This is a genomic window from Dictyobacter kobayashii, assembly GCF_003967555.1.
Lineage (GTDB): Bacteria > Chloroflexota > Ktedonobacteria > Ktedonobacterales > Ktedonobacteraceae > Dictyobacter > Dictyobacter kobayashii.
Genome location: NZ_BIFS01000001.1, coordinates 642,935 through 656,197 on the forward strand (window position 1 = coordinate 642,935; position 13,263 = coordinate 656,197).

Consider the following 13,263-nt stretch of genomic DNA (forward strand, 5'->3'; position numbering starts at 1 on the left):
AAGAGGCCATATGGATAAGATTTAAAGGTAGATTTTCATATATGGTAGAGCTTAAAAGCTTCATATTAGAAAAAACACATTTTCCGAATCAGGTGTTGAATTACCCAAGAAGTATATGATAATATTATGCGAGGTAGAAACGGCAGCGCCCCCAAATCCAAAAGAGGAGTTCAAATGAACGACATGCTTCGGCTCGCACCGACATTTCGTAAACAGCGAATTGAGCTAAGTATCGAAGAAAAAGCTCAACTAAACACTATTATCGATTTACTTATACCGTCTGATAAGGATTTTCCACCCCCGTCTAGTTTGCATTTAATTGACGAACTACTCCTACATCTTTCGCCCAAAGCCGGACGAAAAAACACCCCAATGTTGAGTGAGAAGCGTTTACGTACAGCGTTACATGAGTTAAACTTATCCGCCGATGGAGATTTCTGTCTCGCCAGTACGGAAAAACAGCAAAGCTTGCTACGCCACCTTGAATATCGCGACCCCGCCTTCTTTCAAGCGCTCTGGACTCTTGTCAACCATAGTTATTATGCTTTGTTAGCCACACGCTGGCATAGCCAATTGGCATAACTTATTTTCAAGACGTCGTCAGACAAGGCATTATTTTCCACCACCAGTCATATTCATAAAGAGAAATGCAAAGATCCGCAGAGAGTGCAGCCATTCTGTCAGAGAGAATATACTGCCCCACTGCGGATCTTCGTGTATTGCACACCTTTTCAAAGGCTTCCCCGAGCACTATCACTTTCCCTCTTCAAACGCTTCAGGGTGCTGCACCTTTACTTCCTTCAAACGCATTCTGTGTGCTGCAAAAAGGTGCCGCGGCACCTTTTTGCAGCACACAGAATAAAAGATGCGGGCGCGAATGCGCCCGCACTCAGGCGAACGACAAAAGCTCCCTGACAACAGAAATCAAACACACTACTTAATAATATGCCTCCATCGCAATAGATTGCGAAATAATGATATACTTTGCAACCTTTTGCGCAAGAGCACGTAATTCATATTGACAACAATACGATATATCGTATATAGTAAGAATAAGTTAGCGATATATCGCAAAGTAATGGACTCGGAAAGGAGACCAGCAATATGTTTAACAAACGCTTTGCTTTTGGCTATGAAGGTGGGCCCCAGGATTGGGAGGGATGGACTCCACCATGGTTAAACCGGGATGAGCACCACCATCACCACCATCATCATCGTGGACCACGTTTCTTTGCTATGCGTATGCGCCGTGGACCCTTTGGCCCTGGCGGTCCCTTTGGTCCTGGCGGTCCCTTTGGTCCGGAGGGTGGACCCTTCAAAGGAGGACAGCGTTTCTTCGGGCGCGGCGACGTCAAATATGCGCTGCTTGAGTTGCTACGCGAGCGTCCTATGCACGGCTATGAGATGATGAAAGCACTGGAGGAGCGCTCCGGTGGCTTCTACGCTCCTAGTGCTGGCACCATTTATCCTACCTTACAATTACTGGAAGATCGCGGACTGGTCACAGTACAAGAGGCAGAGGGCAAGAAAGTCTATAGCATTACAGAAGAAGGCAAGAATTTTCTGACTGAGCGTCAGAAAGAGGAAGAAAATTTCACGCCACCCTGGGCGCGCGGCAATGGTCCAGGTCGCTTCTGGAATGAGCCCGAAATTCAGGCTATTCGCACCGAGGCTATGGAAGTAGCTCGCCTCTTTGCGATTGCGGGTCGCTCGTCTTTCCGCGATAGCGAGAAGTTAGGCCGCCTACGCACTATTCTGGAACGCACCCACAAAGATCTGAGTGACTTCATCTATGGCACTGCGGAAAAGGCAGCAGAACCTGAGAGCGGCACACCACCAACCGATCAGAGCATCTAAACTCACTATCAGGTAACTACTGGCAAACTGAACAAGAAGAGGAGAAGCGCGCGCTTCTCCTCTTCTTGTCATGGCGAGAATGTGGCGATCTAGAAGTGAAACAGCAGGATGAGAAGGATAGTGACTATATGCAATGTTTGATCCAACCAGATCGGGTCAATCAGTTTATAGCGCGCTTTTAATGGATCGATAATGAAATGAGTACCGAAGAGGACCGCCGTTGCTATTAGAGATGGATGAGCAAACAACACAAAGGTCGCTGTATAGGTGGCGCAATGATAAAAATTAACTTCCCAACTTTTCCCCTTCTCCATGCTCATCCATGCGCTTTGAAATGCGAAATCGCCGATAAAGTGGCAGGCTAACCATATTAATAAGGTGGTGACCGAAAAAGTAAAGTTCATATATTTCTCCCTGACAGCTCTCTTATACATATTTTAGATGCCAGGGATAACAATTACAGTGAACTACATCGCTATCAGATAGTGGACCATCACACATATCTTTTATAGTTAGTGCGGTCGTTCCTCCTTCTACTTTTTCAGCACCCAGAAAACATAGAGGCTACTGTGCCCACACACGAGCCAGGATACAGTTCAGAACAAAGACGAGTGCAAAAGCGATGCCCAGTGAGCGCTGATTAGCAACAAAGAGGGCGACGGCACCAGAACCAAAGAAAACAATCTGCAACAGCAGATACCAGGGATCATGGAGTTGCCATTGTGATTTTGGTGCTCCCAGGATTCCCCATACCACTACTGCCAATGCAGGGGCACCAATTCCCAGCGCAATCTTACCAATCACCCCCTGCCCATTGTGGAAGCCCCAATATCCAAGCGCCGCCAGGACGCCCAGTTCCAGGAAAAAAGCCAGCGCCAGATTCATATTTTTCAGTACAGTAATAACCATGATCTAGAATCCTTTCTGCATGTATCAAATTTTTTTAGGAGTTCATACGCTATTGGCTTATAGCTCTGTACCAACTGCGCCTTCGAGGGAGGCGATAAACATAGTAATCAGCCAATGGAAACTTGCTTCCCGATCTATCGGCATGCCAAAACCACCGGATACTTCCAGCGTGATAAAGCCATGGACAATACTACGCAGACCACGAATGGCGTGGATGGCATCTTCCTCTTTCAATTGGTATGGAATCAGCACTTGTTGAATGACCCGGATCAATTGTTGTGCCACTTCTTGTAACTCTTGATCATTTGAATCTGGCGCCTGCTGAGTAAGAAGGTAGCATCCTGGCGCTGTCCTGGCGTATTCGCGATAGGCATCAGCCAGCGCCAGGATAGCTTTACCCTTCGACTTGCCAACCATGGCATGCAGAATACGCGAGAGCAAATCCCTCAAACTATAGAGCACCAGATCGTGTTTGAGTCCCGGTAAACCGGCCACATGATTATAGAGCGAAGGAGTACGCACCCCTAATCTTTCAGCGAGCCGCCCAAGAGAGAGTTGCTCTATCCCCTCCTCATCAATCAAGTGGGCGGCTGCTTCTACGACACTTTCATGATCCAGACCGGCTCTACGCGACATGAGATTGTTTCCTCTGCTCTTGTAATTGTGACTGCTCCATAACTCGAATAGCCTTCTCCATCGCCACCTGGGGCTGATTCAGCATGCGCCCATGACCAATAGCCAGCACAGATGGCTGCAGGGCCAATAGCTTACGAGCACTTTCCAGGGCCAGATCTTTATGCCAGGTAGAAAGGGCTGGCAGGGGGAACAGAATTTTGAATGTACCAGCGACGGCCACACCACCCAATGTCTGGAAGGCATCACCAGCAATCAGGGTCCGATCCCTGGTATCCAGGAAAGCCATATGGCCCACAGAATGGCCCGGCGAAGAGATGGCTACCAATGAACCAATGCGATCACCATCGTGTAACAGAAAGGTTGGCTTTGTGGTACAGGGATAGTTACCGAGCTTTTTATCCTGAGGCTCTGAAGGGTCAAGGCTCAAATCGCCCGTCATTAAACGGGCCTCACGCTCACTTATGGCGACAGGAACGTCTGGTAGGGCAGCATGCAAGGCATCCAACGATCCCACATGATCGATATGATCGTGGGTCAGCAAAATGCGGACAATGGGAAGGCCAAGTTTTTTCACTTCAGCCATGATCGCCTGTGCCTGATTTTCGGGCCAGGCGGTATCAATCAAGGTAAAACCATCATCCTCGCGTACCAGATAACAATTGATCGCACCCAGATGGGTCAGTTGAAACAGATTATGACCAGAAGCGGTTACTTTCATTGCTCGTTCCATTCTTTTTACTAATCACATTAACTTATTAACTAATCACATTAGTATATTATACTAATGTGATTAGTTTGTCAAGAAAAAAAGGGACCAAAAAACAGGCACCGCAAGTTTAGTTTGCGGTGCCTGTTTTTTGGTATCGTTTATTTTTGGCGTTGGAGTTTAAATGGATTACTCCATGGGAGGCCGATTTGAACACGGATGACTAGCAATGTTGCTACCAGGAGCCAGAAGCAGAAGGATAGGTCCTGCGCTAGAAACGAGCTATCAACCATACCCTGGATGAGTCCGGCTAGCATAGCGGCAGCGGACCCGATCGCCATCCAGCGCCAGTGCTCACTCTGTTCTACTACATGACTGGACAGGTAGCGAAGAATGGCGGCAAAGAGCCAGAAGAAGAGGACCAGGATGGTAATAAAAGCGAGCAGGCCAAAAATGCCGATACTAACCCAGACATGCAGGAAGATATTGTGAGGGTGCGAGAGGCCCGGCTCATCATACATATGCGTTGTCTTGCCGTTTACCTCACTGACAATATAGTAGTGGGAGGCAAGCGGACAGGTTTGCATCCATGAAAACTCGGGTGAATTGGGCCCATACGTTTGATAATCTTTATTGCCTATATTAGGAACAACGCGCGGATCGGCGTAGTGGCAGATCCAGTTATCGAGCCCATAACCAAATAGTGGTTGATCATGAATCATGGCCTCAGCGCTCTGCCAGAGGTATATACGTCTCTGAAGCGTTGTTACATTATTAGTATCTTTATGTCCATTAATAACTGTATCAACGATCGCCTGATTCACTTTATGATGAAACACGCCATAACCTGCGACGGCGACGACGATGGCAATGGCCCCTCCAACCAGTAAGACCTTACGGTTGCGAATGGCTAATATCACGATAAATAATAATACAACCGGGAAGGCCGCAATCGCAGAGCCACGCGAGTCATTATGCAACAAGGAATATACAAATGGTATACACAGCAACAAAACCGGCAGGCGTATCTTCCAGGAAATGCGCGAGAACACGATGGCCAGCCCGATTGGTACAGTGTAATCAAATAACAGGCCAACGCTTGGATCACTTCCATAAACTGTATAGGTTTTCTGGAACATTGCATATTGAATGATGGCCATGATGGCAATAATGAGGCCGGTTGCAAACAGTGAACCCAGTAAGCGTCCCAGATCCTGGCGGGAGCGCAGACACAATAGGATCAATACCACATAGAGCAAGGGGTCCAGAATCTCTTGTCGGAAGGCGCGCAGCGCATCTCGCTGTGAACTGGCAACAGCCAGAGAGATCAAGGCGGCCAGCACAAAAACGACCACTGGCCACAAGAATGGTCCAGTGCGCTGCCGTAATTCAGACCACGAGAGTCGATATGGCCACTGCTGACGCTGCAGCAGCAACTGTAGCGTAGCCACCCCAACACAGATCCAGAGCACAATCTCAGCCGGGCTGAATTCAGCCGAGCGGATCACGTCCTTGGGCGCCAGATAATAAGGAAGGGCCAGGGGTAGCAAGGCGACAGCAAAAGGTAGACGATACCAGCAAAGAGCAATAAATATACCAAGAAAAGGGAGGGCGAACCATGGATTTATGTGTGCCATGGGGCCAAGTGAAAATTTGATATTCTGGTTGCCAATTACATAATACAGGGCCATTGAAAGAATCAGGCCACATTCTATCAATCGATCGCGCCAGAAAGCGTAACGCGTTCTCATTATTCCGCCATTATGATTCACTGGAGGGACAGTAGCAACCGAAGGCGGCAGGTTGGCAGGTTCCGCCATATCAGGCGCCTGCGATGTTAGGTTTGTATGCGACAAAGACATAGGTGAATCGCTCATGACACATTTTACCAATCCGCACGCCAGTGTGCATATTCTTTTTTTATGGCCGTCAATGCGGCATCAAGGAGAAGGGGATGTAGATGTGGGCACAGCGCTCATGCTTCCATTGAGAAGGTCTCATCTCCCTGCGCTCCTATTGACTTTTCTATATCGATGGGTGACGAAAACATAAACTGTAGACAAACAAGAATTATAACAGAATCCAGATACCTAAGTCCATTACTCAGAAGATAAGGGGGTGCTGGTGGAATCTATAGTACCAGGATGGCTGAGGAGGCGTGCTCAAGATAGAGGCTGAAGTCACTAACCTCAGGAGCAGATGGGCAACAGATACATCTACTTCTGAAGTCAGTAGCTACCTATTACGCAGGTACAACCCAGAGCTTAGCAGCAGCTTCGGCACTGATGGCAACCACACGCTCGTCTACCAGTAAGCGCACCTTCTCTTGTGGCTCTGCCTCCGAGGACTCGGCAGGAGCTGTTGCATCGGCCTGGGCCAGCATCATTAAACGTGTGCCCGGCGTCAGACTTTTCTCATGCATGTACATAATCAATGCCTCTTCATCCTCTACCACCTCTGAGACACATAGTATTCTAACATGTGTGCCATTGGTTACAGTTGAGAGGCGTACAGCATGGTTGTCTTTAAGATAAGTACGAGCGTTAGGCACTGAACCAGGAATAGGATTACCATGTGGACAGGTCATTGGATTGTTGAGATTGGCAATTACACGTGATTCAACTGCCCCCGAGATGAAGTGTTCCAGGCGGCAGGCTTCTTCATGGACCTCGTGCCACTGCATTCCCAACATGTCAACCAGGAAACGCTCAGTCAGGCGATGGCGGCGTAAAACAGCTTCCGCTGCCTGATTGCCAGCCTCAGTCAAAGACACATGTCGCTTGGAATTCATCTCTACATAGCCATCCCGCACGAGACGTTTCAACATCTCCGTTACCGTAGGAGGCGAGACCTGAAAACGTTGCGCCAGCCGAGCGCCGATAACCACCTCATCTTCCATACTCATGTTGTAAATCATTTCCAGGTATTCTTCAACCGTTGCACTTAAGATCTCTTCTGTTTTCATGGCACCATGTCCCGTTTCTCTAGTATCTTCAAAAAGCGGCTGCTATATGTAGCCAGGAGGAGCTGTAATCTCGAGGAAGGAAAGGAAGAAATGATAGCATCCCTTTCCGTCAATTGTACATACGCTTTTCGGGGGCGTACTCCACTACTAGTGTAACATTTTTTGTGCCTACAGTCTATATGCATGATACAACCGGTTACGCTATAGTATACATTTTTCTTATGTGGTAGTTATTGTAGTATTTTTACTACAGTTTATAAGAATAGCATTTCTTCCTACATCTGCATTTGTATTTAACAATTGCGAGGAGGAATATAGTAAATGAGAAAGGAGAAGTAGAAGTATGGAGCAGGACCCATCGTCAAAAATGTTACTCAAACCTGATACAAGTTATCACTCATCGACCAGAGGTCGACTGACCTGTTTACGTTCTATCACCCCAAAACATATGGTGCTACTCCTATGTAGCATGCTACTCCTCTGGGGATCCTTTATAACGTCCCAGCAACAACCTGATGCACACGCTGCATCAAATTCCCTGTCGTCTGCGAACTGTTCCTGGCATCGCATCAGTGCTGGTGATACACTCAACGGCATTGCCTATTTCTATCGTGCCAATATATGGACCATTGCCCGGGTCAATCGGATTCGCAATATCAATCTGATATACACCGGCCAGAGCCTCTGCATTCCATCAAAAGTAAAAAGGGCAGCCTCCGGCTTGCATACCAATGGCTATGTCAGCTGGTATAACTACAGAGCCCTGGACTGGTCAACGCGCATGCAGGCCCATCATCTGCTACGCAGTGCCGCTGCTAGATACGGTCTTCCGGTCAACCTGATGCTAGCCATTGCCTGGCAAGAAAGTGGCTGGAGGCAACATGTTATCGCTAGAGACGGCGGTATCGGGATTATGCAAATCATGCCCTATACGGCGCAAGGTCTCAACCGGCAAGTGAACGGACACTATGATCCTTACAAACTCTATGACAACATAGAGTTAGGCGCCATCTATTTACGCGCGCTCTGGCACGGTTTTAACGGCAACATGAGTAAAATCATTAGCGCCTACAACGAAGGCGGCTGGAATGTGCGCCACCGTGGTATTTTTAACTGGCGCTATGTCCACAATGTACGATCCCTTATGTCGTACTACTAAAAAGCAAAAAATGCAGCATTTCAGAAAAACGCGAGTGTAGGCTTGACACTTGCCACTATTCACCTTATACTGTTGTACATAGACAAAAAAATAGTGAAGCCACGAACAGGAAGAGTACATAGCCATGCATGGGCACAGAGAGTCGGGGGTGGTGGGAACCGACACCAGTCTAGCTATGGAATGGGCCTGGTAGCTAAAGAGCGAACATTTCTGCTGTGTGTCTCAGGCACACGCGAAATCAGTAGTACTCTTTCGGAATGTCCCCCGTTACTGAGGACAGGATATAATGCAGCTACGTCTCGCGCTCTAGCGCAATTTTGTAATTAAGCGACGTTAGCACAATGCACCGTATCCGGCAAGAGGGATTATCTGCCCTTTTCTAAGAAAAACCAGCAGCTAAACGTACACGACACATACTGGGCAGATGATCTAAAACAGGGTGGTACCACGAAAGCGCATTTTATCACGCTTCTCGTCCTTGTAAGGGATGAGGGGCGTTTTTTTATTGGAATTTTTTAGCATTACAGCATTTAATTGTCAGGCGTCATGTATCACACACCTGAATAGTCGCGGAGGAATACACAATGGCAATAGAAGCAAGTCAAGAAACACAATCTATCGAGCAGGTGAAAGCGCCAGTGAAGAAACGTGTCTTCTCTGGCATTCAGCCAACCGGCAATATCCACCTGGGCAACTACCTGGGAGCCATCCGCAACTGGGTTGAGACACAAGACCAATATGACAACATTTTCTGTATTGTCGATCTGCATGCGATTACATTGCCGATTGATCCAAAAGAATTGCACTTTAATACCCGCAAGCTGGCGGCTCTCTATCTGGCCTGTGGACTCGATCTCAATAGCTGCAAGCTATTCGTACAATCGCATGTCCACCAGCACGCTGAATTGCAATGGATCTTAAACTGTTTCACACCCATGGGCTGGTTGAACCGCATGACGCAGTTTAAGACCAAGGCGGGCGAGGATATGGATTCGGTTGGCACAGGACTCTATTGCTATCCAATCCTCATGGCCTGCGATATTCTGCTCTACCAGACCCATTATGTACCAGTGGGTGATGACCAACGCCAACATGTGGAACTGACCCGCGACCTGGCACAACGCGTCAATAGTCTGTATCACAAACAAATCTTTACCATCCCGGAAGCTCAAATCCGTAGCGCGGGCGCACGTATTATGTCCCTGGAAGATCCAACTAAGAAGATGAGTAAAAGTGATCCTAATCCAAATGCCTACATCACTTTGTTGGATGATCCTAAAACGATCAAAAAGAAAATCGGGCGCGCCACCACTGATTCGGAACGCCTGGTCAAATTTGATCCAGCCCGACCCGGCATCACCAATCTGTTGTCGATTTACCAGATATTAACCGGTCAACCCGAGCAAGAGATTGAGGCCGAGTTCGAGGGCAAAGGCTATGGAGACTTCAAGGCAGCCCTGACCGATCGCCTGGTGGAGACGCTGAGTCCAATTCAGCAACGCTACCAGGAGTTGATCAGCGATATGCCTGCATTGGAAGACCTGTTGAAACAGGGCGCCGACGATGTTCGTCCCATCGCTGAACGTACGGTCCAGAAGATGAAACAGGCTGCTGGCCTGGGCTAGAGATTGATCGATTTCTGGTTGCTTGCCTGTCAGGTACAAACAAGCAACCAGAAAATAAAAATGCATTGGGTGTTCCCTGGGATTTTTGTAAGGCAATTTGCATAGCGGTAAATGGAGCAGGTGTTGATATGTATTATCCAACCTTGGATGAGGTAAAACAGGTAAGGGATGCGGTGATGAGTGGTGAGAGGAAAGATACCCGTCGGCCGCTTTTGCCGCTCTATAGCGATATTCTAGCTGATATGGAGACGCCAGTCTCAGCGTATTGTAAGACAGCGCAGCGACCATACAGCTTTTTGTTAGAGAGCGTATCAGGCGGAGAACAGGTGGCTCGTTATTCGTTTATTGGAATTGATCCCTACCTGGTAATGATTCATCGCGACGAAACGGTGAGGCTACGGCGCATGCATGCTACCCCGGGCTCCTATAAAGAGGAAGTGGTGGCCTGTCATGATCCATTACGACTATTAGAGGAGGAGTTGGGGCAATATCAGTTAGTGACACCTCCTCATTTAGAACGCTCACATGATCAGCTGCCAAAGTTCTTTGGTGGGGCGGTTGGCTATCTCTCATATGATACGGCGGCCCGCTTTGAACGCCTTCCCCAACCCAAACCAAATGAACTGGATCTGCCCCTGGCAGTTTTCATGCTAACTGAGACAGTGCTGGTCTTCGATCATGTGCGCCATAGTGTACGTGTAGTAACCCATATTCACCTGGATGCACCCGATATTGAGGCAGAGTATCGTCGAACACAGGCCATTGTGGACGATGTACAGGCCCGACTCCATGAGCCGGTACGTCTACCCAAAGAACCCGAGCCAATCCGGGATGATGACGCTTTACAGGTAACCTCAAACCGAACACGGGCTGAGTTCGAGGGGATGGTTAGTCGGTCGATTGAGTATATTAAGGCGGGAGACATTTTCCAGGTAGTGCCATCGCAGCGTTTGAGTCGCCATGTAAATGCTTCTCCTTTTACTGTATATCGGGCGCTGCGAGCCATCAATCCTTCGCCACATATGTTCTTTCTAGACTTAGATGATTTCCACCTGGTCGGTGCCTCGCCAGAGTTGCTGGTACGCTATGAGGATAATGAGGTAACCATTCGTCCGATCGCGGGTACACGGCCACGCGGCGTGGATAAACAGAGTGATGAGCAACTGGCCATCGAGCTCCAACAAGATCCCAAGGAGCGCGCCGAACATATCATGCTCCTGGACCTGGCACGCAATGATGTAGGACGCGTTAGTAAGATCGGTAGTATCCAGATCGATGACTTTATGACGATTGAACGCTATTCGCATGTGATGCACCTGGTAACCAATGTCTCGGGGCAACTACGCGAGGGCGTTTCACCCTTTGATGCGCTACGCGCTGGTTTTCCCGCCGGAACCGTGTCTGGGGCACCCAAGATTCGGGCGATGGAGATCATTAGCGAGTTAGAGGGCGAGACCCGTGGGGTGTACGCGGGTGCGGTTGGCTATTTTAGCCATACGGGCAATCAGGAGACCGCTATCACACTACGTACAATGGTGATGAAAAATGGTCGGGCCTATATTCAAGCCGGTGGTGGTGTGGTGGCGGATTCAACACCAGCCAATGAATATCAGGAGAGCTTGAATAAAGCGAAGGCGCTACTGCGCGCACTGGATGAGGCCGAACGTATCGCACAGGTTAATCGGGAGACGACCCATGAGTCGCCCACGATTCCGCAGGGAGGGAAAAAGTAAGATGCTCTTGTTACTCGATAACTATGACAGCTTTACATACAATTTGTATCAGTACCTGGCGGAGATCGGTGCGGAGATTGTGGTGCGGCGCAATGATGAGATCACACTCGCCGAGGTAGAACAACTCCAGCCCACCCATATTGTGGTCTCACCCGGCCCCTGCACACCCAGTGAGGCAGGAATGTCATGTGAACTGATCGCCGCCTTCGGTCCGCGCATTCCTACTTTGGGTGTTTGTCTGGGCCACCAGTCAATCGGACAGGTGTATGGCGGACGCGTTATTCGTGCGCCAGAACCAATGCATGGAAAAACTTCTCTGATGCACCATGAAGGGCAGGGGTTTTTAAAGGCCTGCCCCAACCTTTTGAAGCTATTCGCTACCATAGCTTGATTGTTGAAGCCAGCTCGCTTCCAGCAGAACTTGAAGTAACCGCCAATACAGATGACGGCCTGATCATGGGACTCAAGCATCGTACCCATCCTGTCCAGGGTGTCCAATTTCATCCTGAATCTATTATGACAACCGTTGGTAAAGATTTATTACGAAACTTTTTAGAGCAGTAGACGAGATATGTGAGCGCAGGTTTATAGCCTGCAATGCAACCAGAGAGGACAGATTGTGATCATGATTCGCGAAGCTATTGCTCATATCGCGGCAGGTGCCACCCTCAATACCGAGGAAGCCGCCGCAGCCATGGAAGAAATTATGACTGGCGCCGCGACTCCCTCCCAGATTGGCGCCTTTTTGACCGCATTACGGATGCGGCCAGGGGCCGAGACAGTTGAAGAAATTGCGGGCATGGCCCTGGTCATGCGCGACAAGGCACTCCAGGTGAACCTGGAAGAGCAGGCTGCGAGTCGAGCGATGGATACCTGTGGTACCGGAGGAGATGGATCGGGCACCCTGAACGTATCCACTGCAGCGGGCATTATTGCCGCCGCTGCCGGGGCTACGATTGCTAAACATGGCAATCGCTCGGCGACCAGCAAATGCGGTAGCGCGGATGTACTGGAGGCACTGGGAGTCAAAATTGACCTGGCACCTGAGGCACTGGCGCGTAGCGTCCAGGAATGTGGTTTCGGCTTTATGTTTGCCCAGACCTACCATCCGGCCATGAAATATGTAGGTCCGACGCGGCGCGAAATTGGTATCCGCACCGTTTTCAATATCCTGGGCCCCTTAACCAATCCTGCCCATACACCATACCAGGTCCTGGGGGTCGCGGACAGCTCTTTAATGCAGAAAATGGGCGAAGTGCTATTGCTCCTGGGATGCAAGCATGCGTTGATTGTACATAGTGAAGATGGCATGGATGAATGCTCGATCAGTGCCCCCACCCACATCTGTGAGGTACGCGCTGGTCATGATCTGCACACCTACACGATCACGCCTGAAGAAGTCGGGCTCACCAGCATCAGCGATAAACAAAGCTTCCAGGGTGGAAATCCAGCCCACAATGCCGCGATGTTGCGTGAAATTCTCTCAAGCTATAATGCCAATCCCGCTACTGATATGATCTGCCTCAACGCGGCCGCTGCCTTGATGGCAAATGAGCAGGTTGCTTCTTTTAAGGATGGGATTAAGCTGGCACAGTCAACACTGCAAGAAGGTAAGGCCAGGCGCAAACTTGCTGAGGTCATTGAATGTTCCCAAGCATATGGTAGGTAAAATA

General features: G+C 49.1%; 12 protein-coding genes and 1 pseudogene. 7 read left to right on the plus strand and 6 right to left on the minus strand.

The window, feature by feature from the left end:
- Positions 1–174: 174 nt before the first annotated feature.
- The gene (locus tag EL645_RS02850; protein ID WP_126548636.1) at positions 175–582 is read left to right on the plus strand and encodes a hypothetical protein; all 408 of its coding nucleotides are present in this window, start codon (positions 175–177) and stop codon (positions 580–582) included.
- Positions 583–1,104: 522 nt separating this feature from the next.
- Entirely contained in the window at positions 1,105–1,857 is a 753-nt protein-coding gene (locus EL645_RS02855; protein WP_126548637.1) for a PadR family transcriptional regulator, read from the plus strand.
- An 89-nt stretch (positions 1,858–1,946) separates the two neighbouring features.
- On the opposite strand, the gene EL645_RS02860 is transcribed toward EL645_RS02855, so the two are convergent.
- The 6 genes from EL645_RS02860 to EL645_RS02885 form a co-directional block, all read right to left on the minus strand.
- The gene (locus EL645_RS02860; RefSeq protein ID WP_161977056.1) at positions 1,947–2,261 is read right to left on the minus strand and encodes a DUF3307 domain-containing protein; all 315 of its coding nucleotides are present in this window, start codon (positions 2,259–2,261) and stop codon (positions 1,947–1,949) included.
- A gap of 160 nt (positions 2,262–2,421) precedes the next feature.
- Positions 2,422–2,766: a YrdB family protein gene (locus EL645_RS02865; protein ID WP_126548639.1), complete on the minus strand. Its 345-nt coding sequence runs from the start codon at positions 2,764–2,766 to the stop codon at positions 2,422–2,424.
- A 57-nt stretch (positions 2,767–2,823) separates the two neighbouring features.
- On the minus strand, positions 2,824–3,402 hold the full coding sequence (locus EL645_RS02870) for a TetR/AcrR family transcriptional regulator (RefSeq protein WP_126548640.1): 579 nt from the start codon (positions 3,400–3,402) through the stop codon (positions 2,824–2,826).
- Complete coding sequence (locus tag EL645_RS02875; RefSeq protein WP_126548641.1) at positions 3,392–4,120, minus strand: MBL fold metallo-hydrolase; 729 nt, start codon at positions 4,118–4,120, stop codon at positions 3,392–3,394. The genes EL645_RS02870 and EL645_RS02875 overlap by 11 nt, the downstream gene beginning before the upstream one ends.
- Before the next feature lie 149 nt (positions 4,121–4,269).
- A complete protein-coding gene (locus EL645_RS02880) occupies positions 4,270–5,928 on the minus strand; it encodes an O-antigen ligase family protein (RefSeq protein ID WP_161977057.1) in 1,659 nt (552 codons plus the stop codon).
- 422 nt (positions 5,929–6,350) lie between these two features.
- Positions 6,351–7,073, minus strand: a complete 723-nt coding sequence (locus EL645_RS02885) for a metal-dependent transcriptional regulator (RefSeq protein ID WP_126548643.1) — start codon at positions 7,071–7,073, stop codon at positions 6,351–6,353.
- Between the two features lie 343 nt (positions 7,074–7,416).
- Between EL645_RS02885 and EL645_RS02890 the strand changes: the two genes are divergently transcribed.
- The 5 genes and pseudogenes from EL645_RS02890 (at position 7,417) to trpD (ending at position 13,259) form a co-directional block, all read left to right on the plus strand.
- On the plus strand, positions 7,417–8,232 hold the full coding sequence (locus tag EL645_RS02890) for a LysM peptidoglycan-binding domain-containing protein (protein WP_126548644.1): 816 nt from the start codon (positions 7,417–7,419) through the stop codon (positions 8,230–8,232).
- 584 nt (positions 8,233–8,816) lie between these two features.
- Positions 8,817–9,857: a tryptophan--tRNA ligase gene (trpS, locus tag EL645_RS02895; protein WP_126548645.1), complete on the plus strand. Its 1,041-nt coding sequence runs from the start codon at positions 8,817–8,819 to the stop codon at positions 9,855–9,857.
- 128 nt (positions 9,858–9,985) lie between these two features.
- Positions 9,986–11,590: an anthranilate synthase component I gene (gene trpE, locus EL645_RS02900; RefSeq protein ID WP_126548646.1), complete on the plus strand. Its 1,605-nt coding sequence runs from the start codon at positions 9,986–9,988 to the stop codon at positions 11,588–11,590.
- A gap of 1 nt (position 11,591) precedes the next feature.
- A pseudogene (locus EL645_RS02905) lies at positions 11,592–12,154 on the plus strand (anthranilate synthase component II).
- 58 nt (positions 12,155–12,212) lie between these two features.
- On the plus strand, positions 12,213–13,259 hold the full coding sequence (gene trpD / locus EL645_RS02910; protein WP_126553989.1) for an anthranilate phosphoribosyltransferase: 1,047 nt from the start codon (positions 12,213–12,215) through the stop codon (positions 13,257–13,259).
- The last annotated feature ends 4 nt before the right edge of the window (positions 13,260–13,263 follow it).

Excerpts from the sequence above, each read along its gene's own strand:
- EL645_RS02865 (WP_126548639.1), bottom strand. The coding sequence starts at position 2,766 with ATGGTTATTACTGTACTGAAAAATATGAATCTGGCGCTGGCTTTTTTC.
- EL645_RS02850 (WP_126548636.1), top strand. The coding sequence starts at position 175 with ATGAACGACATGCTTCGGCTCGCACCGACATTTCGTAAACAGCGAATT.
- EL645_RS02885 (WP_126548643.1), bottom strand. The coding sequence starts at position 7,073 with ATGAAAACAGAAGAGATCTTAAGTGCAACGGTTGAAGAATACCTGGAA.
- EL645_RS02875 (WP_126548641.1), bottom strand. The coding sequence starts at position 4,120 with ATGAAAGTAACCGCTTCTGGTCATAATCTGTTTCAACTGACCCATCTG.
- trpS (WP_126548645.1), top strand. The coding sequence starts at position 8,817 with ATGGCAATAGAAGCAAGTCAAGAAACACAATCTATCGAGCAGGTGAAA.
- EL645_RS02890 (WP_126548644.1), top strand. The coding sequence starts at position 7,417 with ATGGAGCAGGACCCATCGTCAAAAATGTTACTCAAACCTGATACAAGT.
- EL645_RS02860 (WP_161977056.1), bottom strand. The coding sequence starts at position 2,261 with ATGAACTTTACTTTTTCGGTCACCACCTTATTAATATGGTTAGCCTGC.
- trpE (WP_126548646.1), top strand. The coding sequence starts at position 9,986 with ATGTATTATCCAACCTTGGATGAGGTAAAACAGGTAAGGGATGCGGTG.
- EL645_RS02870 (WP_126548640.1), bottom strand. The coding sequence starts at position 3,402 with ATGTCGCGTAGAGCCGGTCTGGATCATGAAAGTGTCGTAGAAGCAGCC.
- EL645_RS02880 (WP_161977057.1), bottom strand. The coding sequence starts at position 5,928 with ATGGCGGAACCTGCCAACCTGCCGCCTTCGGTTGCTACTGTCCCTCCA.
- EL645_RS02855 (WP_126548637.1), top strand. The coding sequence starts at position 1,105 with ATGTTTAACAAACGCTTTGCTTTTGGCTATGAAGGTGGGCCCCAGGAT.